Raw genomic sequence first — 23,742 nt, 5'->3', positions numbered from 1 at the left:
TTAATTTTAGTTTTCAGTCTTAGTTTTCAGTCTCAGTCTGTATTGGTAACTGTAAACTGTAACTGATGACTTATATGTTAACTACTGTTCCAACGTTTTCACCTTCACAGATTTTCAAAAGATTACCGATTTTGTTCATATCAAAAACAACGATTGGTAATTTGTTCTCCTGGCTTAAAGTAAAAGCGGTAGTATCCATTACATTTAATCCTTTTTTAAGGACATCATCAAACGAGATAAAATCAAATTTTACAGCTGATGCATTTTTTTCCGGATCAGAATCATAAACACCATCGACACGTGTTCCTTTTAAGATTACATCTGCATTGATTTCAATTCCTCTTAAAACGGCTGCTGTATCGGTTGTAAAATATGGATTTCCTGTTCCGGCACCAAAAATTACGATTCTTCCTTTTTCAAGATGGCGGTCCGCTCTTCTTTTGATATAAGGTTCTGCAATAGACTCCATTTTTAAAGCAGTCTGCAAACGCGTTTTCATTCCTTTGTCTTCAAGTGCACCTTGCAACGCCATCCCGTTAATTACGGTAGCAAGCATCCCCATGTAGTCACCTTGTACTCTATCCATACCGGCACTTGCACCTGCAACGCCTCTAAAAATATTTCCTCCGCCAATAACAATAGCAATTTCTACTCCTTTGTTGTGAATTTGCTTAATTTCTTCAGCGTATTCGGCTAATCTTTTAGGGTCAATACCGTATTGTAAATCACCCATTAAGGCTTCGCCGCTAAGTTTTAGAAGAATTCTTTTATATTTCATTTCTGTGTTGCGTTAATTTGTGCAAATATAGACATATTCTGATTTTTAGAAATAATGTTTTAAAAAAAAATAATAGTTCTTTTCGTTTTAAATTGAAGTATATCTTCGGGATTTCTACGAATGTGACAAAAGTCATTTTTTAAATTTTCTTAAAAGTTGTAATTTTAGACAATTCAAAAAAACTTTAAATATGAAAAGTACTATAGCCAAAGCATTATTCAACAGTCATTCGTATGCCGAATATCGAAAAATAGTTACCGATCTGCTATTAGAAGGGAAATCAACCGGTAATGAGCAATCTGAAAGCTTAACCAATTACAGCAAGCTGAATGAAGCCAGAATGAACCGACTGGAGAAAACCATGAAAGTTTTCGATGAGATAGCTTCCGAATTAGAAAATTTAAAACATAACTATATCTGGCTGGTGATTTCTGAAGGCTGGTGCGGTGATGCGGCACAAATACTTCCTATTATTAATAAAATGGCTTTGGCCTCTCACAAAAAGATCGACCTCCGAATTGTTTTCCGTGATGAAAATGAAGCGCTAATGAATCAATATCTCACGAACGGCGGAAGAGCAATTCCAAAAGTAATTGTGATTTGTAAAGAAACCGGAATTGCACGTGCTGACTGGGGACCAAGACCAAAAGGAGCTAGTGAATTAATGATCAACTATAAAAAAGAATTTGGTGTAATTGATGAAAAAATCAAAACCGATTTGCAATTGTGGTATTTGGCTGATAAAGGACTAAGTACTCAGAACGAGCTTATGGAAATAATGCGTTTACTCGAAATTCGGGAGTAATGAAAAGGTATGAGCCAACCGGATATGTCTATCTGGAGCATTTTTTCTCTGAAGAGGAACTTGTCGATATTGAAGAGAAACTGATTAAATTTCATGAACTCTGGTTGCTTGACAATGCAGCGCATTATGAAAATGGAATTTTAAACAGTCACAGTCTTACTTCTGGAGAATATTTCAATGGAGAAGAAAAAATAGCTCTTTTTGAATTTATTTCTCAGGACAAATTTGCAGAATTGCTGAGTGAAATTTTTCCGAAGACTCCTGTCTTTTTGAACACACAACTTTTCTTTGATCCAAAAAATGCAGATCAGAAAAATTATTGGCATCGTGATATTCAATATACCGGAATGGCAATCGAAGATCAAGAGAAAGCAATTAAAACTCAGAATGTGGTGCATTTCAGGATTCCGATGAAAAGTGAACACGGGATCGAACTGATCCCAAAAACGCATCGGGAATGGGATTTGCCGAAAGAGTTTGATGTTCGGAATGCTTTGAACGGCTGTCAGCAAAGCGATGCTTTAGAACGGGGAAAAATTATAAAATTGAATCGGGGAGATCTATTGATTTTTTCTGCCAATATGATTCATCGCGGAATTTATGGAAATGATCGATTTTCTTTAGATATCATTTTCTGTGATAATATTCCCGAGATGAAAAGCTTTATAGGCAGGGATAATTTGCCATCGGCGAAAATACTTGAAGGACTTAAAAATAAAGCGTTTTTTGATCTTTTGTAGATTCATGCAATTGTGGGAATAGTAAAATATGCGATTGTGGTTGTTAAGAAATAAATCGCTAAAACCCCTTATTTTTCGGGTAATCTGTTGCAAATAAGAATTTTAGTAATAAAAAATATATTAAAATATTTTGTGTGGCTTTTAATTTTTGTATCTTGCGAGAGTAATCCCACTTCTATTATTCATTTTCTTATTTACTCTTTTTATTGGTGTTTATTTAATGTTTAACAATTAAAAAATACACTATCATGAAAAAGTTATTCGAAAGATTTTACGATTTTGTTTCGGGCTTGTTGTTTGGAGGTAAGAATGTATCTCATTACTAACTTCAAAAAACGAGAGCTTATGAAATAGAACTACTTTGCAAGAAGTTGGCACATTACTATGGGTATTCATGATGTAATGTGCTTTTTTTGTTTTTAACCCTATCGAATTGAGGTGTCAAATTGAGAAGTAGCAAAGAGATAAAATACATACTCTTTCTTTTTTATTATAAAGAACGATAAGGATGCCGACGAGATCCTTTTGTTGTACCTAAAAACTTTTATCATTTTAAAAATCACTTGTTGTAAAAGATCTAACATACAGCCAATTATCGTTAAGATATAAAAGGTTTGAATCCCGTTGCTCTGAAAGAGCTTTGACAACAGCATGGTGTGAAGTATCATGAATAATGATGATGAATGTTTAAACCCTGTATTACTTAGTGGTTTTAAAATCGATTAAAAAGGGCTTCAATCTTGTTCCGTTTTGTTTTCTGAAACTGTCTGAAATTAGAATTTGATAATGATGATCGGGTTCTAAATCAGCTTTGATAGTCCACGATTTCATATCCGAAGACCAGATTCGTTCTGTGTTTATTTTTGGGAAAAAGCTTTCGCCGAGAGGGCCAAAGTCTACGCCTGTACTGCGCCCGTTTAGTGGTTCCGAAAACGTAATGGTAATTTCGATTGGTCCTGGTTTTACCTTTTGATTGCCATTTTTAAATGCTGACAAAGAGACAACAGTTGGTCTTTGTTTTTCGTAATTCTGATGCAATTGTTTCAGGCTTTGGTTGAATAGTTTTGTACCATCTACAATGCGTGCAACCTCTTTTTCATTGTGATAATCCAGTTCAATAAGTGTTTTGATTGCCTTTGTTTTGTCTTTGGCTGAATTGTAATAACGTTCGCAAATTTCATAACCAATATAATAGCCCAAATCTCTAACTTTTAAGCTGTTTTTGTTTTCACCCCAGATCCAATTGTAATTGTTGCTTCTAAGGTATAAGTCCGCAATAAACTGATCGATTACTTTTTGTTGATTGCTTTTTCCGAATTCAATTGCAGGAGTATTGGGCTTTTTTTCGGTTACTTTACAGGAAATAAATTCGGCCACACCTTCATACAGACACATCGAAAGTAAATTTTCTACCAATTCTTTTTGCTGTGTATGTACGTACTCATGTGTGCAGAGTAGTGCGATGTTTTTTCTAGGATTGTATTCTTTATAAAAAGACTGTCTCCACACGGGCAGTTCGTCAACAATAGTGGTTTCGTCTGCAAGGCTCATTTCACTCCCGATTAAAATTCGATCATCTTGAATCGTTCCATTTGTTCTGAAAGCTCCAATCGAAAAATAAAGAGTCGACGGCTTTAAATCGGGATAAGCTTGTTTTAGTTTATTGATGTCGGCATCAATTTCCGGATAAAGTTCGTTGGCGTTTAAAGTATTTGATTTTAAAGAATTCCAGAATTTGGGATACTTGTTTATCGCATTTATAAAATCTTTAGAGGTGTAATTGCGAACTTCAATTAAGCTCTTTAAGCCTGGACTGGCTTTGTCGATGTATAGTTCTTGTAAAAGTGAGTATTGTTTTACGCTGTCTTTCTCAGTGCTGATTTTGCTGTAGGCATTCCAGAAATTATCAATATCGACGGAAACAATTTTTTGATTGCCGGTTTGACTATAAGTGGATATCGTAAAGACAAAGAATAGTAGGAAAAGGCGGTTTTTCATTTTTTTTTGGTATTTTAATCTGTCGTCTAAAATACAAAAAAAATGAAAAGATACAGGTTTGCTACATATCTCTGGAAAAATGGTTAGGTTTTATTAGGCTTGAAGGCTTTCTTCAAAAAGAGTAATGTCGATTGCATTTTTTACGTCGTAATCACCAATTTTAGTTCGGCGTAAAACGGTTAAATGAGATCCTGAATTCATTGCTTTTCCAAAATCAAAAGCCAAAGAACGAATGTAGGTTCCTTTGCTGCAAACGACTCTAAAATCGATTTCAGGTAAAGCAATTCGGGTGATTTCGAATTCGTGAATAGTCGTTTTTCTGCTGGCAATTTCTACCGTTTCTCCGGCACGCGCATGCTCATACAAACGAACACCGTCTTTTTTGATGGCAGAGAAAATAGGCGGTTTTTGATCGATTTCGCCTAAAAACTGTTTCACTGTTTCATGAATCAACGCTTCGTCGATATGAGAAGTTGGAAAAGTCTGATCGATTTCGGTTTCTAAATCATAAGATGGAGTGGTGGCTCCAATATAAAAAGTGCCCGTATATTCTTTCGCCTGACCCTGCAGCTCCGAAATTCTTTTGGTAAACTTTCCGGTACAAATAAGCAATAACCCTGTTGCCAACGGATCTAAAGTTCCCGCATGGCCAATTTTGAACTTTTTAGGAAGTCCAACTTTGTTAATTAACAGGTATTTTAATTTATTGACAGCTTGAAACGAACTCCATTTTAAAGGTTTGTCAATCAGTAAAACCTGTCCGTTTAAATATTCTTCAGGAGTCATTATATAATCGTAAGTGGATGAATGAAAAAGTGAATCAGCAGGAGAATAATTCCGGCGATGATTCGGTAGTAACCAAAAACTTTGAAACCGTTTTTAGTCAAAAATCCAATAAAGGATTTGATGGCAAGAAGCGCTACAATAAAAGCAACGACATTTCCAATCACTAATAGGTTAATCTGATCGTGAGACAGTTCGAATCCGGCTTTGTAATAATCGTAACATTTCTTTACCGTGGCACCCAACATTGTCGGAACGGCTAAAAAGAAAGAGAATTCTGCTGCTGTAGTGCGGGATAATTTTTGAGACATTCCACCCACAATACTGGCTCCGCTTCTTGAAACTCCCGGAATCATGGCAATACATTGGAATAAACCAATTTTAAAGGCTTGTAAATACGTAATTTCCGAAGAACTTTCGGTAGCATTTGGATTGTTGAACCACTCGTCAACTTTTAGTAAAATTAACCCTCCTATCAAAAGAGAAATGGCAACTGTAACAGGGTTTTCTAATAAGCCATCGATAAAATCGCTTAGCAATAAACCTAATACTACAGCCGGAATAAAGGCTACTAAAAGTTTAAAGTAAAAATCAAGTGTTTGAAAGAAACGTTTGAAATACAAAACAACTACAGAAAGTATTGCACCAAGCTGGATGACAATCGTAAAAAGTTTGGTGAAATCTTCATGAGCAATTCCAAAAAAGGAAGAGGCAATAATCATGTGACCTGTTGAAGAAACGGGTAAAAACTCGGTGATTCCTTCAATAATAGCAAGAACGATAGCTTGTAATGTATTCATTTATGAGATTGTTAGAATTTTAGAATCCTTAGACTTCTTAGATTTTATAAAAGATTATCAAAATAATCTAAAGGTCTAAGAAGTCTAAGGGGTCTAAATAAAGTCTATTTAGATTTTTTGAAAATAGAGTAAATAGTAATTCCAAAGCCGATTAAAACGGTTGTTGGTGCCAGACGAATGCGTCGGAAATTGAAAACATCTTCATTAAAAACATTCGGATCGTTACTTCCTCCGCCAGACATTAAGATAAAACCTAAAGCGATAACTCCAATTCCAATTAATAGAATTTTGTAGTTGATTCCGTCAAAAAGGAATTCTTGTTTTGGTGCCTGTTCTTCTTTATTGTTGTTTTTCATTTTATTTTTTTTGTGCCGCTGGGCGTAGCCAAGGCTTTTTAAAAATTTGCAATCTAAAATCTATAATCTGCGATCTAAAATTAATATAGATCGTCGGTTCTTAAATTCAGGAAACGTTGTGTTGCAAAGTGAGTACTTACCCATGTAATCAAAACTCCTAATCCGAATACGGCTACTAATACCAATCCAATTAAGGCTTTGTCTTCTATAATGCCTAAGCCCGGGAAATTGGTTTCTACATAAAGTAAAAGTCCAACTAAAGCGATAATGGCCAAACCGGCACCTAACATTCCAAGTTTTACACTGCGCATTACGAAAGGCTTACGGATAAACGATTTGGTTGCCCCAACCATTTGCATGGTTTTAATGATAAAACGATTAGAGTGAATGGATAAACGCAAGGAGCTGTTGATTAATAAAACTGCAATTACCGCAAGGAAACCGCTAATAATCAAAATCCACATACTTACTTTTTTGATGTTGTCATTTACCAGATTCACCAACTGTTTGTCGTAAACAATGTCTTCAATCATGGTATTTTGACGCAGTTTGCTTTCTATTTTAAGGATGCTGTCTCTTTCAACATAATCCGCTTTTAAGTGAATGTCATAAGAGTTCAACAATGGGTTTTCTCCCAGAAAAGTCAGGAAATCTTCTCCAATAATGTCAGTGTGTTCCTTTGCTGCTTTCTCTTTTGTTACATAAACGAATGATTTTGCAAAAGGAGCTCTTTTTAAATCGGTATTGAAAGCTTTTATCACACTATCATTGGCTTCGTTTTTAAAGAAAACCGTCATCGCGATTTTTTCTTTAAAATCATTAGCCAGTTTTCTAGAGTTGATAATGAATAATCCCAGTACTCCTAAAAGGAATAAAACCAGAAATACACTTAATACAACCGAAAAATAAGAGGAAATTAACCTGCGCTTTTGAAATTTATCAAAGTTAGAACTCATAGTTTGCTTAAATTATGGGGTAAAAATAATAAAGAATTTCTTTAAATGAAGTTAATAACGTTCAAAGTTTTAACTTTCGTACAATAAATGTAAATTTGCGGACTTAATAATTCAGTACAACAAAACTTAGCAACTAGGTTACCTGGTAACTCAGCAACTCAAAGAAATGAAATACAATCCAAACGAAATCGAAACGAAATGGCAGAAGTATTGGGCAGAAAACCAAACTTTTGCGGCGAAAAACAATTCTGAAAAACCTAAACATTATGTGTTAGACATGTTTCCTTATCCTTCAGGAGCGGGATTGCACGTAGGACATCCGCTGGGTTACATAGCTTCAGATGTATATTCTCGTTTCAAAAGACATCAGGGATTCAATGTTTTGCACCCAATGGGTTACGACAGTTTTGGATTGCCTGCTGAACAATATGCGATACAAACGGGGCAACGTCCTGAAGATACAACACGCGTAAATATTGACGGTGGAGTTGATAAAGAAGGAAAACAAATTGCGGGATATAGAAAACAATTGGATAAAATTGGTTTTTCATTTGATTGGAGCCGCGAAGTGCGAACTTCAAATTCGGATTATTACAAACATACACAATGGATTTTTATCCAGTTGTTTAATTCCTGGTACAACAAGAATGCTGATAAAGCAGAAGATATAACCACTTTAATTGCGCTTTTTGAAAAAGAAGGAAATGCAACTGTAAATGCGGTTTCTGATGATAACATCGAAGCTTTTTCGGCTGAGGAATGGAAGGCTTTTTCGGCGGACAAACAAGAGAAAATTCTTTTGCAGTACAGATTGACTTATTTGGCAGAAACCGAAGTAAATTGGTGTCCTGGTTTGGGGACTGTTTTGGCTAATGACGAAATCGTAAACGGAGTGTCAGAACGTGGAGGTTATCCGGTAATCCGTAAAAAGATGACCCAGTGGAGCATGCGCATTTCGGCTTATGCGGAACGTTTGTTGCAAGGTTTAAACGAGATCGACTGGAGCGAATCTATAAAAGAATCACAAAGGAACTGGATTGGAAAATCGGTAGGCGCAATGGTTACTTTTAAACTGAAAAATCACGATGAAGTAATTGACGTTTTCACAACCCGCCCTGATACCATCTTTGGAGTTACTTTTATGACTTTGGCACCTGAGCATGATTTGGTGGCCAAAATTACAAGTCCCGAGCAAAAAGAAGCGGTTGAGGCATATATTGAAAAAACAGCAAAACGTTCAGAGCGCGAGCGTATGGCCGATGTAAAAACAATATCGGGCGTATTTACCGGTGCTTATACAGAACATCCGTTTACAAAAGAACCAATTCCGGTTTGGATTGGCGATTATGTTTTGGCAGGTTACGGAACAGGTGCTGTAATGGCGGTTCCTTGCGGAGACGAAAGAGATTATGCTTTTGCAAATTTCTTTAAAGGTCAAAACGGAATGCAGGAGATCAAAAATATTTTTGCAAACGTTGATATTTCAGAATCGGCATACGGTTCAAAAGACAATGTGGAGATCGCTAATTCTGATTTCTTAAACGGATTAAATTATAAAAAAGCCACTCAGGTCGCTATCGCCGAGTTGGAAAAAATAGGGCAAGGTGTCGGAAAAACCAATTATCGTTTGCGCGATGCGGTTTTCTCCCGTCAGCGTTATTGGGGAGAGCCTTTCCCGGTTTATTATGTAAATGGTTTGCCAAAGATGATCGAGGCGCAGCATTTACCAATCATCTTGCCTGAGGTAGAAAAGTATTTACCAACCGAAGACGGTTTGCCTCCATTAGGAAATGCAGCGGTTTGGGCCTGGGATACAAAAAACAATAAAGTTGTTAATACCGACTTAGTAGATCATATAACGATTTTTCCTTTAGAACTGAATACCATGCCAGGTTGGGCAGGAAGTTCATGGTACTGGATGCGTTATATGGACGCGCACAACGAAAACGAGTTTGCAGGCAAAGAAGCGCTAGCCTATTGGGAAAGTGTTGATTTGTATATTGGAGGAAGCGAACACGCCACCGGACATTTATTGTACTCCCGTTTCTGGAACAAATTCTTAAAAGACAAAGGTTTTGCTCCAACCGAAGAGCCATTCAAAAAGCTGATCAATCAGGGAATGATTTTGGGAACGACTGCCTATGTTTACAGATTGGAAGGAACGAATACTTTTGTGTCTAAAAATAAAATTGGAGATCAAAATGTACAGCCATTACGTGTAGATGTAAATTTTGTAAATTCTTCAGATGAATTAGATATCGAAAAGTTTAAAAACTGGAGAGAAGATTTTAATACGGCAGCATTTATTCTTGATGAAAACGGAAAATATATCGTTGGACGTGAAGTCGAGAAAATGTCGAAATCGTATTATAATGTAGTAACTCCGGATGATATTTGTAATGAATACGGAGCGGACACCTTACGTTTGTACGAAATGTTTTTAGGGCCATTAGAACAAGCTAAACCTTGGAATACTGCCGGAATCTCTGGAGTTTTTGGTTTCTTGAAAAAGTTATGGAGATTGTATTTTGATGAAAACAATGGCTTAATCGTTAACAACGACGAACCAACAAAAGACAACTTAAAATCGTTGCACAAAACCATTAAAAAAGTAGCTGAAGACATCGAGAGTTTCTCTTTTAATACTTCTGTTTCTCAGTTTATGATTTGTGTGAATGAATTGTCTGCTCAAAATTGCCATTCAAGAGCCATTTTAGAACCGTTAGCGATTTTAGTTTCGCCTTATGCACCGCATATTGCTGAGGAATTATGGTTACAGCTAGGAAATACAACTTCGATTTCAGAAGTTTCTTTCCCAGTTTTTGAAGCAAAACATCTGGTGGAAACGAGCAAAGAATACCCGGTTTCTTTCAACGGAAAAATGCGTTTCACTATCGAATTGCCTTTAGATTTAACCAAAGAGCAGATCGAAGAAATTGTTATGAAAGATGAAAGAACTTTACGTCAGTTAGAGGGAAGAACTCCAAATAAAGTGATTATTGTTCCTGGTAAGATTATCAATCTGGTAGGATAAATAAATTTTTAAATACTATAAATTCTAGATTCCAATTTTACGATTGGGGTTTGGGATTTTTTTTTGCACTTATTTTTCAGCCACGAATTACACAAATTTACACGAATTGATTTTTGCGTTTAGTTTGTCATTTCGATCGAAGGGAGAAATCACAGTAGCTAATCGACAAAGATTGTCGACATAGTTTGCGGAGTTCCTTGTGTGATTTCTCGTTTTTTTGTTGGAATTTGGGATTTGGGATTTGAGATTTGGGATTTTTCTATTGCATTTGTTGCTGTTTTATTTTAAATGGATAGTCAAAATGTTAGGGGTAAAAAAAAACTTGAAATAATTTAAAAAAAAATAATCGACATTTCTGTGTGTTTCATCCCTTGTAAATATTGGGGTTTTAGCTTATGTGCTAAGGTTAGAATTTGGGAATTTGGGATTAAATTTTATTTTTTTTAAAACGATTTGTAACATTTTGAAACTTCTCGTATCCAAAAGGCGAATTTAACTAATAAACCATTTAACAACTTAAATCTATTAAAAATGAAAAAGTATATCATCTTAGTTATCGCCTTATTATTTTCAGCTGTATGTTTAAATGTATTTGCACAAACAAAAGCCTATCCGTTTGAAGTTCTTAAAACCGGAAAAGGAAAACAAGCTATCCTCTTCATTCCCGGATTTGCTTCTTCAGGAGATGTGTGGAAGGATACCAGAGTTAATTTTGAAAAAGACTTCACCTGTTATACACTTACAATGGCAGGTTTTGCCGGTGTAAAACCACAACCTAATGCCTCTTTTAAAAACTGGGAAACCGAAATTGCCAGCTTTATTAAAACAAATAAAATTGAAAAACCAATTATAATTGGTCATAGTATGGGTGGAGGATTTGCATTGGCTTTAGCAGCAGATTATCCGGAATTGGTTGGTAAAATTGTGGTAGTGGATGCGCTTCCGTGTATGGCAGCTTTGATGGATCCTGCTTTCAAAGCAAAAGAAAATAACGACTGTTCGTCAATGGTGAATCAAATGACGACAATGACAGATACTCAGTTTCAGGACATGCAGAAAAAAACAATGCCACGTCTTGTTCAGGATGCTTCAAAAATAGATATGATTGTAGACTGGAGCGTGAAATCAGACCGAAAAACATTTGCTGAAATGTATTGTGATTTTTCTAATACCGATTTGAGAGAAAAAATTTCGAATGTAAAATGTCCATCATTAATTTTACTGGAGGCATATTTTGTAAATTTAAAACCTGCTATTGAAGGGCAGTATCAGAATTTAAAGAGTGCCAATTTTCAATATGCTGCTAAAGGACTACATTTTATCATGTATGATGATACAGCATGGTATTTAAATCAGGTGAGTAATTTCGTAAAATCATAATAATGGAATTTGAAGTTATCTATAAAAAATATTGGGATAGAATTTTCAGGCTTTGCATGGGTTTTGTAAACGACTATGATATCGCACAGGATCTGGCTCAGGAGACTTTTGTTATTGTGTGGCAAAAATTGGATACTTTTAGAAGTGAGTCGGGTATTGGGACCTGGATTTTTAGGATAGCCTCTAATAACTGTTTGCGGCAAATTGAAAAAGACAAACGTTTTCTTAAATCAGATCTTCCGGTTAATTTGCAAGAAGAAAAACAACAATCGTTAGAGCCGCAAATCCAGTTTTTGTACAAGTGTATTGCTGAATTACCGGAAACGGAACGTATTATTATTTCGCTCGAACTTGAAGAGGTTAAGCAGGCTGAAATTGCCAAAATCGTAGGGCTTTCAGAAGCGAATACAAGAGTGAAAATTCACAGGATAAAGGAAAAACTGACTCAAAAATTTAAAGAAAATGGACGACAATAACAATATAGACTTTAAAGGTTTATGGAAAAAACAAACCGTAAGTCAGCCCGACATGAAGGATTTGCTGCTGAGACTGAAACAATTTAAAGCTGCTGGTTTACGTCAATTGTGGATCACCAATATAATGCTCCTGGCAACAACTGCTTTTATTGTTTTTATTTGGTACTATTATCAACCGGAATTCATTTCGACCAAAATAGGAATCGTACTCGTGATTTTGGCTATGATTATGTATGTAAGTGTTTACAATAGATTGTTGGCGGGTTATAAAAATATTGATGCGACACAATCCAATCAGGACTACCTGCAGCGATTGATTTTAATTCGAAAAAAACAGCAATACCTGCAGTCTACAGTTCTGAACTTGTACTTTGTTTTGCTGGGTGTTGGAATTTGCTTGTACATGTATGAATATGCTTTGAGAATGACTTTCGTTTATGCAGGATTAACTTATGGGGTGACATTGCTTTGGATAGGTGTGAACTGGTTTTATATTCGTCCGAAACAAATTAAAAAACAACAGGAAAAAATAAACAGCCTGATCGACAAGTTTGATGAGGTTAACAAACAACTGGAGTTATAAAAAAAAGCTAGTGATGTTTATGAAAATATTACAGTAATGTCCTGACTTTAAATGTCAAAATGACATTTTTTGAATTTGGTTCAGAATTTGCGGTTTGTTTTGTAAATTTAATAATCAATCAAAAAAAAATAAAGATATGGGAAGTGGATATTTAATTCTTGCCGGAGCAATTATGTTGTTCAGCTGGTTAGTGAGTTCAAGACTCAAGAGTAAATTTGAGTTGTATTCTAAACTGCAATTAAGAAACGGAATGAGTGGTGCCGAAATCGCCGAGAAAATGCTGGCTGATAATGGTATTAGAGATGTTCGCGTCATTTCGACACCGGGTCAGTTGACCGATCATTATAATCCTGCAGATAAAACAGTCAATTTAAGTGAGGCGGTTTACAACCAGCGAAATGCCGCCGCAGCCGCAGTAGCTGCACACGAATGTGGGCACGCAGTGCAACATGCTGTGGGGTATGAGTGGCTTACGATGCGTTCTAAATTGGTGCCAATTGTTAGCGTAGCATCCAATTATGTGCAGTGGATTTTGTTAGCCGGAATTTTGATGATCAGAACCTTTCCGGGGCTATTGCTGATTGGAATTATTATTTTTGCAGCAACCACATTGTTTACGATTATTACCTTGCCGGTAGAGTATGACGCAAGTAACAGAGCGCTAGCCTGGTTAGAAAACAAGCAGATGTTGACGCAACAGGAACAGGCCGGAGCTAAGGATGCCTTAAAATGGGCTGCCAGAACTTATGTTGTGGCTGCAATAGGATCGATCGCAACGTTGTTGTACTATATCTCAATTTATTCCGGAAGCAGAAGGAATTAATGAGATAATTTGTTAATGAGATAATTTTTAATCGAAACAAGACCCGACAGGTTTTAAAAACCTGTCGGGTCTAATTGTTTATAAGGGTAGAAGAATTATATTAAAATATTTAAACCGTAAGAAAAATTATCTCATTGTCTAATTTTCTCATTACCGCATTAGGATCTCTAAAGCTGAATTTGTCTGTCAATCTGCTGATCCAGCGAAATAAATGTTTCTGTTCTTGAAACGCCTTCTATTGCCTGAATTTTAGTGTTTAAAAGCTGCATTAGGTGTTCGTTGTCGCGACAGATGATTTTGATTAATACCGACCAGTTTCCTGTGGTGTAGTGGCATTCTAAAACTTCGGGGATTTTCTTTAAATCTTTCACGGCTTCGGAGTTTCTGGAGGCTTTGTCCAGATAAACACCAACAAATGCCATGGTATTGTATCCTAGTACTTTTGGGTTGACAGTGAATTTAGAGCCTGAAATAACCCCCGACTGTTCTAATTTTTTTAAACGTTGATGAATTGCTGCTCCTGAAATGCCTATTTTATTGGCAATTTGTAAAATGGGTTTTCGGGCATCATCCATTAAGTAACGTAGGATTTCTTTATCGATGCCGTCAATTTCAATTATAAGGGAGTTGATTTTCATTGGAGTTGTGATTTGAAACTAAACTTGGTTATTTGGTTTTAGTTGTAAATCAAATGTACTCATAATGATTTGAAAAATAAAATTCCATTTTTTGAAATTCCAATTTCCAAATGGAAGTTGAAAATGGTGTACGTTTTTCTTTGTCAAAGTTTTAAGGCTTTGATAAAGATTAGGGAAGGGCTTTGTTTAAAAAGAAAAATTCCAAATTTCAACCCTAGAGTTGGAATTTGGAATTTAAATATTGTTATTTCCTTAAAGGTTTATTTTCCTTTATTTGCTTCACTAATGTATTTCTCTAAAGCCATGGTCATTGAAGGCGTCTCAGGAGTTGGAGCAAGAATGTCGATTCTTAAGCCGTGATCAAGCGCTTCTTTTTGAGTTGTGCTTCCAAAAACAGCAATTCTGGTATCGTTTTGTTTAAAATCAGGGAAGTTTTTAAACAATGATTTGATTCCGGTTGGGCTAAAAAAGGCCAAAACATCATAGTAAACATCAGCTAAATCAGATAAGTCACTCATGACTGTTTTGTAAAAAACAGCTTGTGCCCAGTCTACTTTTAGATTGTTTAAAGTTATAGGTGCATCAGCATTCAGTTGATCAGATGCTGGCAACAGGAATTTTTCGTCTTTATACTTTTTGATAAGAGGAGATAAATCTGCAAAATCTTTTGCTCCTACGTAAATCTTACGCTTTCTATACACAACATACTTTTGCAGGTAAAATGCAACAGCTTCAGATTGGCAGAAATATTTCAATCCTTCAGGAACTTTATAACGCATTTCATCTGCTACTCTAAAAAAATGATCTACCGCATTACGGCTCGTCAAAATGATTGCAGTATAGTGATTAAGATCGATTTTTTGTAATCGTATCTCTTTTGCATTAACCCCTTCCACATGAATAAATGGTCTGAAATCAATTTTTATTTTGTGTTTTTGTTGGAGCTCAAAGTAAGGAGAATTTTCCACTTTAGGTTCAGGCTGTGACACCAAAATTGTTTTCACTTTCATATTATAAACATTTACTAAGCCGCCTCTTTTGTAATCCAATAATACATGAAATAATAAGGGGCTATTTCAAGAGCGCAAAGATATAAAATAAAATAAAATAACTTGCTGATTATTGCATTTTGATACGTTTTTATTGAAATAAAATAGGAGTATAGGCTTATACACAGCGAAATGGCTATTATTGCTAGGGGTACAATTTGCGGAATATTGTCATAATAGAACAAAACAGCATTGATGGGAAGGATTAAAACGCCTATATAAGTTCTATAAGTGACTTTTTGTAAGTTAAAAAGGTCTGCAAATTCGTCGATATTGAATGAAGTTGCTACAATTTTCTCAATTAAAAATTTTCCCAGAATAAAATAAAGTAAAAATGTGGCAAGCTGAATGAATAAAATCCAGTCTGTTTTAGAAGCATATCCGAAAATATGCATCGTAAGCTGTATGAAAAAAGCATACGAAACAATTTGTACAAAAAATAAACCAACGGTAAAGCTGCTTCTTAAATGATTATTGTCGCGATAGATCTTGGCGTATTTGTCTGAAAAAATAAGCTTGCTGAATTCGCTAAACCTGGTTTCGTAAGCTGATTTAGTCATAGCAACAACTGCAAAGGTCAACACAAATAAAAGTGTTGCCCAGTCTTTGTTTTCCAGAATTCGGGGATGAAGTTGTTCAATCATAGCGATGCAAAATTAGTAATTTTTTGCATCAATACTTTTATTATATATTTATTATGAATCAAATGCTATAAAAAGTTTACTTTTGCGGTGAAATTACTCAGAAAAATGAATGATTGTATTGTCATAATTCCCACTTACAACGAAATCGAAAATATTGAAAGTATAGTTAGAGCTGTACTTTCGCAACATAAACCTTTTCATCTTTTAATCATTGACGATAATTCGCCTGATCATACTGCCAATAAAGTAGTTGCTTTGCAGGAAGAGTTTCCGGACCGGTTGTTTTTAGAAAAAAGGGCTAAAAAGTCAGGTTTAGGAACGGCCTATGTTCATGGTTTTAAATGGGCACTAGAGCGTCAATATAACTTCATTTTTGAAATGGATGCCGACTTTTCACATAATCCAAATGATCTCGAAAAGCTGTTTGATGCCTGCCATTTTGGTGGAGCCGATTTAGCTATTGGTTCTCGTTATGTAACGGGGGTAAATGTTGTCAATTGGCCATTAAGCCGTGTTTTGATGTCGTACTTCGCTTCGGTGTACGTGAAATTTATTACCGGAATGAAAATACACGATGCAACAGCAGGTTTTGTTTGTTATAAAAGGGAAGTGTTGGAGAAAATCAATCTTAACAAAATTAAATTTGTGGGTTATGCTTTTCAGATTGAAATGAAGTACAGGACTTACTGTGCTAAATTTGAAATTAAGGAGGTTCCAATTATTTTTACAGACAGAACAAAAGGAGTTTCTAAAATGAGCAATGCCATTATTAAAGAAGCGATACTTGGGGTAATTTCACTTCGATTGAAAAAATTAGTCAATACTTTATAAAGTTATGAAAATGAATAAGATTCTAATAAAAAATGCCAGAATTGTAAACGAAGGATCTATTTTTGAAGGAGATGTTTTGATCGAAAACGACCTGATTGTTGAAGTGGCAGACAGCATCAGTCTAAAATCATCTGATTGTAAAGTAATAGATGCCGAAGGGAATTACTTAATTCCAGGGGCGATTGATGATCAGGTGCATTTTAGAGAGCCCGGGCTAACGCACAAAGGAGACATTGAATCCGAATCAAGAGCTGCAGTTGCAGGTGGAATCACTTCTTTTATCGAGCAGCCTAATACAGTTCCAAATGCTGTAACTCAGGAAATACTCGAAGACAAATATCAGGTTGCGGCAGTAAAATCATTTGCGAATTACTCTTTTATGATGGGAGCTACCAATGATAACCTCGAAGAAGTTCTAAAAACAAATCCAAAGAATGTTGCGGGAGTAAAAATTTTTCTGGGTTCTTCAACCGGAAATATGCTGGTAGATAATGAAGCTACTTTAGAAAAGATATTCTCCAGTACGCCAATGTTAATCGCAGTACATTGCGAAGACGAAACTACTATACAGAATAATTTAAAGGAGTTTAAAGAACAGTATGGTGATGATATTCCGGTTACGGCACATCATTTAATACGCAGCGAAGAAGCGTGTTATATTTCTTCTTCAAAAGCAGTGGCACTAGCTAAGAAAACAGGAGCGCGCTTGCATATTTTTCACCTTTCGACTGCGAAAGAAATGGAATTGTTTACCAATAAAATTCCATTGGAAGATAAAAAAATTACCGCTGAAGTTTGTGTGCATCATCTATGGTTTACAGACGAAGATTATAAAACCAAAGGGAATTTTATTAAATGGAATCCTGCTGTAAAAACAGCAAACGACCGAAAAGTGCTTTGGGAAGCTCTAAATGATGGTCGTATCGATGTAATTGCTACAGATCATGCGCCACATACTAAAGAAGAAAAAATGCAGCCTTATCTGAATGCACCATCCGGTGGGCCGCTTGTACAGCATGCTGTTGTAGCCATGTTTGAAGCACATCATCAAGGGAAAATCAGTGTAGAGAAAATTGTAGAGAAAATGTGCCACAATCCGGCTAAAATTTTCAAAATAGAAAAAAGAGGTTTTATAAAAGAAGGTTATTATGCCGATTTAGTGATTGTAAATCCAAGTTTGCCATGGAGCGTGAAACCGGAGAATATTTTAGCTAAGTGTGGATGGTCACCTTTTGAGAATTTTACTTTTAAGTCTAGAATTACTCATACTTTTGTAAACGGTGAAATGGTTTACAATAACTTTAAAGTAAAAGATATTCGCGCAGGAAAACGTTTATTGTTTGACAGATAAAAAGCTGAGATGAAAAATTTTATAGTAATAATATTGGTATTGTTTCTTTCTGTAAGTTGTAAAAAAGAGCTGGTCAAACAGCCTGCAAAGCTTATCGAGAAAGATAAAATGGTTGATATTATGTATGATCTCTCTCTTATTGAAGCTATGAAGTATCAGCATCCTGTTTCGGTAGATTCAGTCGAAACAAGTCCTACGGCGTTTATCCTGAAAAAGTACAAGATTGATAGTTTGCAATTTTCACAGAGTAACCGCTATTATGCGGCTGATTATGAAAATTATAAAAGCATGTTTGACGAAGTTGGAAAACGTTTGGCTGTTAATCAAAGAGCTGTAGATTCGATATTAAAAATTGAAGAGAAAAATGCAGCAAAAGCAAAGAAAACCAAACTTAAAGATACAGTAGGGAATAATCTAACAAAGGTGAAACTGGATTCTATCCGAAAAACAAAACGATTAGATCGATAGTTGTTAAAGTTTTGAAATATTTTTTATGTACTCATGTACATCCTGAAAAACCGTTCCCAGAGCGGTTTTTATTTTTTCATTAGAATACAGATTATTGGAATAGGAGGCCTTTGCAGTTGCTTTTGTAAGACGTCTTTTCTGAAAAAATAAAGTCGAAAAAATCGCATCGACGACCCAAAGGAAATTCATGAATACCGGCGTAGCATGAATGCTTGGTTTTTTTACTTTTAAAGTATCGGCAATCGTGTTTAGGATATCCTGAAAAACAATATTGTCGGCAATTAAAGTAAAGCGTTCGTTTTTAATGTCGCTTTTCATTAATTGATTAGCAATTTTTGTCACATCATTTATAGCAACAAAACCGGTACTTCCAAGAGTATAAAAAGAAAGTCCGTTGGCAACTTTGGCATAGAGTTCTGCACTTCCCTGTACGTTTGTTTTGTGCTTCGGGATTGGCCCCAGAATAACACCCGGATTTAAGATAATTACGTCTAAGCCTTCCTGTAAACCACGCCAAACTTCCATTTCGGCTCCGTATTTAGAAATTGCGTAATCACTATGAGGTTTTTCGGGGTTCCAGTCTGTTTCTTCTGTAATGTAAGTTTCGTGAGCTGCTAAATCACCTAAAGCTGCAATAGAGCTTATAAAGCAGAACTTCTTTACCGCTCTGGCAATCGAAAAATTAACCATATTGGCAGTTCCTTCGATATTGATTTTTCGAAGTGCTTCTTCGTCTTTGGGGTCAAATGAGATCAGTGCGGCACAATGATATACATAATCAATGTTTGTAAAGGCAATTTCTAAAGATGGGACATCTAAAATGTCTGCTTCAACCCATTCGATTTTTTCAAATAGTTCTCCTTTTTTGTACAATTCAAAAACCGATTTGGTTTTTTGAATGTTATTTAGAGTTCTGTAAATACCCCGAACGTTTTCTCCATTCTCAATCAGATGAAGTAATAAATGTGCGCCAACTAAACCTGTGCCTCCTGTTACTAATACCATCTCGTAAAGATAGTATTTTGGACTAAAGATGCAAAGAGAGACAGGTTTAAAGGCGCAAGTTTTTATTCAATTTTGTTTTTTTAGAAAATAGTATACCCTAGTATAAAATCTAATGATCTGTAAGCTCCGCTATAAGAGGTAAATCCGGTAAGGATATCCTTGCGGCTATTTGCTCTAATTTCTGCAGTCACTTTGTTCTTGAAATTGTAACCAAGTCCGGTTATAAAATTACCGCTTGTGGAGCTGTCTAAGTTGGTTGGTTTGCTTGTAAGTTTGAATTTGCCACTTACATCAATGGCATAACCGGCATTAATAAATATTTTAGATTTGCTGCTTAGGAAAAAATAATGACGTACTCCAAAAGGAATCTGTATGGCTGAGTATTTAACTTCAGAGGGAAATTCGACTCTCATACCATCATTCATGTAATTTATTACTCCGGTTTCACTCTTGTTTTCGTACTGTTGATAGGTTGGGTTTATAAAAAGACTCCATTTGTTTTTGTTGAAAGGAAGAATAAGTTCGCCTTCCAATCCTATTTTAAAAGTTGCTTTCTTAGAGTAGTCTACACTATTATATCCATCCCTATTGATACCATCAATTGAAATAGAAGAAAAACCAATACCCGGAGTTATCTTTAAATGATAAATACTTTTATTTGCTGAGGTAATTGTTTTCTCGATTTCATCAGATGAGATATTGTTGTATTTCAGGAAATATTTCATAAGAGCCTCTTTTTTATAAGGCAGGTTCTTAACATCATATTCAGTTGTGTTTTTGGTCTTAACATTGTTGAATAATTGTTGTCTGAAGTAATTGTTTTCAACTGTTGTCCGGGAGTTATTCAGTTCAGCAATGTATTCCTTATGTACAAGCTGTTCTGCGGATCTTTCTTTTGTTTCATAAAAGAACCTTGTAATGTCATTATTGGTATAGTAATATAAAGAAGCCTCTCCTTTAACAAGAACTTTTAAGAAAACGAGCTGCTCTTGCCAGACAGGGTTTTTGTCTGTGGAAAAGCTTTCCAATACATCACTTGAAATATCGATATTAACTTTTGCTCTTTTGTATGTTGTGCTGTTTACGATTCCAAATTCCTGAACATTGGCAACGGTTTCTGTTTTAGTATTGGTGTCTTCGTTATTGATTTTGTACTTGAAATCTGTTGGATTGTAGTTCCAGTCTATGTTTTTGATGAAGCATTCTGTCCGGGTTCCATTATTAGATATGAAATATCCTTTTTCAAAAGAGATCTGAGCATTAATAAAGGAGTAAGAAAGTAAGATTGCAAGAAGCAAAAGTTTTTTCATAAAGGTAATTTTTGGATGGTTATTAATTAGTTGAGGTAAAAATAAGTAAAAAGTTATAGGTTGTTTATGTAGAATGTAAAAAGTTATATATGTTTTAATTGGAGTTTTTGAAGGGCTAAAGTTTTAAGGGATGTCCTCTTTGTAGCTAAGGATTTTGATGTTGAAATTGCTTTTTACTATTGATATTGGAACTGCTTTTTGTCATTGCCATTGCCATTGATTATATTTGCACAAATTATTTAAAAAATGAAGAATCTAGTTGAAGAATTAAAGTGGCGCGGGTTATATCATGATAGCATGCCAGGAACGGAAGAACAATTGCTAAAAGAAGTAACTGCGGCTTATATTGGTTTCGATCCAACGGCAGATTCACTGCATATTGGCAGCATGGTTCAGATTATTTTATTGGTTCATTTAAAGAATTTTGGGCATCAGCCAGTTGCTCTTGTGGGTGGTGCGACCGGAATGATTGGTGATCCTTCTGGGAAATCTGACGAAAGAAATTTGCTGAACGAAGAAACTTTGGCTAAAAACGTTGCGGGAATTAAAAGTGTTCTGTCTCGTTTCTTAGATTTTAATTCAAATGAACCAAACGCCCCAATTATGGTTAATAACTATGATTGGATGAAAGAATTCTCGTTTATTGATTTTGCCCGTGAGGTTGGAAAGCGTATTACGGTAAATTATATGATGGCGAAGGATTCTGTTAAGAAAAGAATTAATGGAGAAGGTGAAGGAATGTCTTTCACGGAATTTACTTATCAATTAATTCAAGGATACGATTTTTATCATTTATATAAGAACAACAACTGTCTTTTGCAAATGGGAGGTTCTGATCAATGGGGGAATATTACCACTGGAACAGAATTAGTGCGTAGAATGGGGGGAGAGAATGCTAAAGCTTTTGCGTTAACAACACCATTAATTACAAAAGCAGACGGATCTAAATTCGGAAAATCTGAAGGTGGAAATGTTTGGTTGGATACTGATAAAACCTCAGTGTATAAATTTTACCAGTTTTGGGTGAATTCAACTGACGTAGATGCAGAGAAATACATCAAAATCTTTACGTTTTTAGATAAAGAAACGATTGATGCTTTAATCGAAGAGCACAGAACAGCTCCGCATTTAAGAGTTTTACAAAAGAAACTGGCAGAAGAAATTACCATTTTTGTTCACTCTGAAGAAGAATTGGAAAAAGCAATTCAGGCGTCGAATATTTTGTTTGGAAATTCTACAGCTGAAGATTTGAAAAAATTGGATGAAGCTACTTTTTTGGAAGTTTTTGACGGTGTCCCTCAGGCTGAAATCGCAAAAGCTGATTTAGAAAACGGTTTGGAGATCATTACGGTTTTAAACGAGAAAACGGGTTTCTTTAAATCAAACGGAGAAGCAAGACGTGCCTTAACCGCAAATTCGATCTCGGTGAACAGAGAAAAAATAAAAGAAGATTCTGTCTTAACTGCAAATGATTTAATTAATAATCAGTTTGTGTTATTACAAAGCGGAAAGAAGAATTATTTTGTGATTAGAGTAAAGTAATCTTTGAGCCAGATCAAATATTTAAATTTTAAAGACCGTTTCAATACTTAATTTGGAACGGTTTTTTTATCTGTTTTTTTTAGGGATTGTTTTGCGAAGTGTATAATCTAAAGTAAGCCCCTAACACTTATTTATCTCCTAGTTTTTAAGAGGTTCGTTTTCTTCTTGTGGCGTATTTTATTTGATACTCTTTGAAATCTGTTATTTCTTCTTTCAATTTCTTATTAGCATTTTTCAGCAAATCATTCTGGTGTCGCATGATACTGATCAAATCGTTCATTGCGTTTAGGTTTTCTAGCTGACTGTGAATTAATTCTTCCAATTGTAATTTCGTATAGGTGTTTCGTAGTGACATGTTTTTTAGTTTAGTTATCCGATTTTCTAAACAAACGTATTGATTTTCGGATAAAAATCCAAATCAAGTTTTAGATTTTCAGAAAAATTGTTCTGTTTTACTAGATTTATGTCTGTAAAAACAGATAATAATGACAGAATTAGGATTATTTTTTTCTAGAAAATCAGTAAATCGTTCAGATGTTTCCCGTAAAACTGGAATTAGTAAAACACGCTTGAGTGAATTAGCGAATAATACTAGTACAAAATTACGTGCAGACGAATTGTATTTGATTGCTTTGGCAATTGATGTAGATCCATGTGAATTATTAAAGGATGTTTGCAAAGGACTTAAACTTGTAGATTAAGGAATAAGGATAACACAGTCATAGCAGGAGGGTGCTTTAATTTAAATAATTGATCAGATTTATGGAAGAGCTTCTGGAACAAATTAAAAACTGCCGTGTTTGTGAAGATTATCTTAAAGATGGCGTAAATCCTGTTGTTGCTGTCAGCAGAAAGAGTAAAATTGTAATTATAGGGCAGGCACCAGGGCGAATCGTATACAATACAAATATTGCATGGAACGACAAAAGCGGAGACAATTTGAGGAATTGGCTGCAAATTGATAAAACAATATTTTATAATACCGATAAGATAGCGTTGATGCCAATGGGTTTTTGTTTTCCGGGTACAGGAAAGACAGGAGATTTACCTCCGCGTCCAGAGTGTGCACCATTATGGCATGAAAAAGTATTGAAATTAATGCCGGATGCAGAACTTGTTTTGTTAGTGGGGCAGTATTCGCAGAAATATTATTTAGGGGATAATATCAAAAATACACTGACCGAAACGGTACGAAATTTTGAAGATTATTTACCGTACTTTTTTCCTTTGCCGCATCCGTCACCGAGAAACAATATCTGGCAGGCCAAAAATGAATGGTTTCAGGATGTGGTTTTACCTCAGTTAAGAGAAAAAGTTAAAGACATATTGCGAGAATAGCTTTTTAAAGAAATAAGCTTTTGTATTAGTGTCCAACTTTTTTAAAGTACTATT

25 protein-coding genes are annotated in these 23,742 nt (G+C 35.2%); 13 read left to right on the top strand and 12 right to left on the bottom strand.

The window, feature by feature from the left end:
- Positions 1 to 70 precede the first annotated feature (70 nt).
- Positions 71 to 778: a UMP kinase gene (gene pyrH, locus OGZ34_RS02835; protein ID WP_173965991.1), complete on the bottom strand. Its 708-nt coding sequence runs from the start codon at positions 776 to 778 to the stop codon at positions 71 to 73.
- Positions 779 to 968: 190 nt separating this feature from the next.
- On the opposite strand from pyrH, the gene OGZ34_RS02830 reads away from it, so the two are divergent.
- Both OGZ34_RS02830 and OGZ34_RS02825 read left to right on the top strand, forming a co-directional pair.
- Positions 969 to 1,583: a thioredoxin family protein gene (locus OGZ34_RS02830; RefSeq protein WP_263362066.1), complete on the top strand. Its 615-nt coding sequence runs from the start codon at positions 969 to 971 to the stop codon at positions 1,581 to 1,583.
- Entirely contained in the window at positions 1,583 to 2,323 is a 741-nt protein-coding gene (locus tag OGZ34_RS02825; protein WP_263362065.1) for a phytanoyl-CoA dioxygenase family protein, read from the top strand. The genes OGZ34_RS02830 and OGZ34_RS02825 overlap by 1 nt, the downstream gene beginning before the upstream one ends.
- 699 nt (positions 2,324 to 3,022) lie before the next feature.
- On the opposite strand, the gene OGZ34_RS02820 is transcribed toward OGZ34_RS02825, so the two are convergent.
- The 5 genes from OGZ34_RS02820 to OGZ34_RS02800 form a co-directional block, all read right to left on the bottom strand.
- Positions 3,023 to 4,321 carry a gliding motility protein GldB-related protein gene (locus OGZ34_RS02820; protein WP_263362064.1) on the bottom strand — a complete coding sequence of 433 codons (1,299 nt, stop codon included), beginning with the start codon at positions 4,319 to 4,321 and terminating at the stop codon, positions 3,023 to 3,025.
- A 93-nt stretch (positions 4,322 to 4,414) separates the two neighbouring features.
- Positions 4,415 to 5,107, bottom strand: coding sequence for a tRNA pseudouridine(55) synthase TruB (gene truB, locus OGZ34_RS02815; RefSeq protein WP_263362063.1), 693 nt, complete (start codon positions 5,105 to 5,107; stop codon positions 4,415 to 4,417).
- A complete protein-coding gene (locus OGZ34_RS02810; RefSeq protein WP_263362062.1) occupies positions 5,107 to 5,904 on the bottom strand; it encodes an undecaprenyl-diphosphate phosphatase in 798 nt (265 codons plus the stop codon). The genes truB and OGZ34_RS02810 overlap by 1 nt, the downstream gene beginning before the upstream one ends.
- A 104-nt stretch (positions 5,905 to 6,008) precedes the next feature.
- Positions 6,009 to 6,260: a DUF3098 domain-containing protein gene (locus OGZ34_RS02805; RefSeq protein ID WP_173965985.1), complete on the bottom strand. Its 252-nt coding sequence runs from the start codon at positions 6,258 to 6,260 to the stop codon at positions 6,009 to 6,011.
- An 80-nt stretch (positions 6,261 to 6,340) separates the two neighbouring features.
- Complete coding sequence (locus tag OGZ34_RS02800; RefSeq protein WP_173965984.1) at positions 6,341 to 7,216, bottom strand: cell division protein FtsX; 876 nt, start codon at positions 7,214 to 7,216, stop codon at positions 6,341 to 6,343.
- Between the two features lie 166 nt (positions 7,217 to 7,382).
- Here OGZ34_RS02800 and leuS point away from each other — a divergent pair, with 166 nt between their 5' ends.
- The 5 genes from leuS (at position 7,383) to OGZ34_RS02775 (ending at position 13,512) form a co-directional block, all read left to right on the top strand.
- On the top strand, positions 7,383 to 10,250 hold the full coding sequence (leuS, locus tag OGZ34_RS02795) for a leucine--tRNA ligase (RefSeq protein ID WP_263362061.1): 2,868 nt from the start codon (positions 7,383 to 7,385) through the stop codon (positions 10,248 to 10,250).
- 531 nt (positions 10,251 to 10,781) lie between these two features.
- Positions 10,782 to 11,630, top strand: a complete 849-nt coding sequence (locus OGZ34_RS02790) for an alpha/beta fold hydrolase (RefSeq protein WP_263362060.1) — start codon at positions 10,782 to 10,784, stop codon at positions 11,628 to 11,630.
- Between the two features lie 2 nt (positions 11,631 to 11,632).
- Positions 11,633 to 12,106 (top strand): RNA polymerase sigma factor, encoded by a 474-nt coding sequence (locus OGZ34_RS02785; protein WP_173965981.1) that lies wholly within the window; start codon positions 11,633 to 11,635, stop codon positions 12,104 to 12,106.
- A complete protein-coding gene (locus OGZ34_RS02780; protein ID WP_263362059.1) occupies positions 12,093 to 12,689 on the top strand; it encodes a hypothetical protein in 597 nt (198 codons plus the stop codon). The genes OGZ34_RS02785 and OGZ34_RS02780 overlap by 14 nt, the downstream gene beginning before the upstream one ends.
- Positions 12,690 to 12,825: 136 nt before the next feature.
- Positions 12,826 to 13,512 (top strand): zinc metallopeptidase, encoded by a 687-nt coding sequence (locus OGZ34_RS02775; protein WP_173965979.1) that lies wholly within the window; start codon positions 12,826 to 12,828, stop codon positions 13,510 to 13,512.
- Between the two features lie 167 nt (positions 13,513 to 13,679).
- Here the strand turns inward: OGZ34_RS02775 and OGZ34_RS02770 are convergent, their stop codons facing one another.
- The 3 genes from OGZ34_RS02770 to OGZ34_RS02760 all read right to left on the bottom strand — a co-directional run bounded on the left by OGZ34_RS02770 (position 13,680) and on the right by OGZ34_RS02760 (position 15,843).
- On the bottom strand, positions 13,680 to 14,150 hold the full coding sequence (locus OGZ34_RS02770) for an Lrp/AsnC family transcriptional regulator (RefSeq protein WP_017496220.1): 471 nt from the start codon (positions 14,148 to 14,150) through the stop codon (positions 13,680 to 13,682).
- Between the two features lie 260 nt (positions 14,151 to 14,410).
- On the bottom strand, positions 14,411 to 15,160 hold the full coding sequence (locus tag OGZ34_RS02765) for a uroporphyrinogen-III synthase (protein ID WP_173965978.1): 750 nt from the start codon (positions 15,158 to 15,160) through the stop codon (positions 14,411 to 14,413).
- Between the two features lie 14 nt (positions 15,161 to 15,174).
- Entirely contained in the window at positions 15,175 to 15,843 is a 669-nt protein-coding gene (locus OGZ34_RS02760; RefSeq protein WP_263362058.1) for a DUF4271 domain-containing protein, read from the bottom strand.
- 105 nt (positions 15,844 to 15,948) lie between these two features.
- Between OGZ34_RS02760 and OGZ34_RS02755 the strand changes: the two genes are divergently transcribed.
- The 3 genes from OGZ34_RS02755 to OGZ34_RS02745 are packed head-to-tail and all read left to right on the top strand — an operon-like array spanning position 15,949 to position 18,493.
- Complete coding sequence (locus OGZ34_RS02755) at positions 15,949 to 16,674, top strand: polyprenol monophosphomannose synthase (RefSeq protein WP_173965976.1); 726 nt, start codon at positions 15,949 to 15,951, stop codon at positions 16,672 to 16,674.
- A gap of 10 nt (positions 16,675 to 16,684) precedes the next feature.
- Positions 16,685 to 18,025, top strand: coding sequence for a dihydroorotase (locus OGZ34_RS02750; protein ID WP_173965975.1), 1,341 nt, complete (start codon positions 16,685 to 16,687; stop codon positions 18,023 to 18,025).
- Between the two features lie 9 nt (positions 18,026 to 18,034).
- Positions 18,035 to 18,493: a DUF4296 domain-containing protein gene (locus OGZ34_RS02745; protein ID WP_173965974.1), complete on the top strand. Its 459-nt coding sequence runs from the start codon at positions 18,035 to 18,037 to the stop codon at positions 18,491 to 18,493.
- A 3-nt stretch (positions 18,494 to 18,496) separates the two neighbouring features.
- Here the strand turns inward: OGZ34_RS02745 and OGZ34_RS02740 are convergent, their stop codons facing one another.
- Both OGZ34_RS02740 and OGZ34_RS02735 read right to left on the bottom strand, forming a co-directional pair.
- The gene (locus OGZ34_RS02740) at positions 18,497 to 19,498 is read right to left on the bottom strand and encodes an NAD-dependent epimerase/dehydratase family protein (protein ID WP_263362057.1); all 1,002 of its coding nucleotides are present in this window, start codon (positions 19,496 to 19,498) and stop codon (positions 18,497 to 18,499) included.
- 80 nt (positions 19,499 to 19,578) lie between these two features.
- Positions 19,579 to 20,808 (bottom strand): PorT family protein, encoded by a 1,230-nt coding sequence (locus OGZ34_RS02735; RefSeq protein ID WP_263362056.1) that lies wholly within the window; start codon positions 20,806 to 20,808, stop codon positions 19,579 to 19,581.
- 246 nt (positions 20,809 to 21,054) lie between these two features.
- Between OGZ34_RS02735 and tyrS the strand changes: the two genes are divergently transcribed.
- Complete coding sequence (tyrS, locus tag OGZ34_RS02730) at positions 21,055 to 22,350, top strand: tyrosine--tRNA ligase (protein ID WP_263362055.1); 1,296 nt, start codon at positions 21,055 to 21,057, stop codon at positions 22,348 to 22,350.
- 145 nt (positions 22,351 to 22,495) lie between these two features.
- Here tyrS and OGZ34_RS02725 read toward each other — a convergent pair whose 3' ends face one another.
- Entirely contained in the window at positions 22,496 to 22,705 is a 210-nt protein-coding gene (locus OGZ34_RS02725; RefSeq protein ID WP_070906508.1) for a hypothetical protein, read from the bottom strand.
- Positions 22,706 to 22,835: 130 nt separating this feature from the next.
- Here OGZ34_RS02725 and OGZ34_RS02720 point away from each other — a divergent pair, with 130 nt between their 5' ends.
- Positions 22,836 to 23,051: a helix-turn-helix domain-containing protein gene (locus tag OGZ34_RS02720; RefSeq protein ID WP_249966441.1), complete on the top strand. Its 216-nt coding sequence runs from the start codon at positions 22,836 to 22,838 to the stop codon at positions 23,049 to 23,051.
- 61 nt (positions 23,052 to 23,112) lie between these two features.
- Positions 23,113 to 23,688, top strand: coding sequence for a uracil-DNA glycosylase family protein (locus OGZ34_RS02715; protein ID WP_263362054.1), 576 nt, complete (start codon positions 23,113 to 23,115; stop codon positions 23,686 to 23,688).
- Positions 23,689 to 23,742: the final 54 nt, after the last annotated feature.

It is taken from the genome of Flavobacterium collinsii (assembly GCF_946903285.1).
GTDB lineage: Bacteria > Bacteroidota > Bacteroidia > Flavobacteriales > Flavobacteriaceae > Flavobacterium > Flavobacterium collinsii.
The sequence above is the reverse complement of the archived record's forward strand: the minus strand, read 5'-3'. Positions and strand labels throughout refer to the sequence as shown.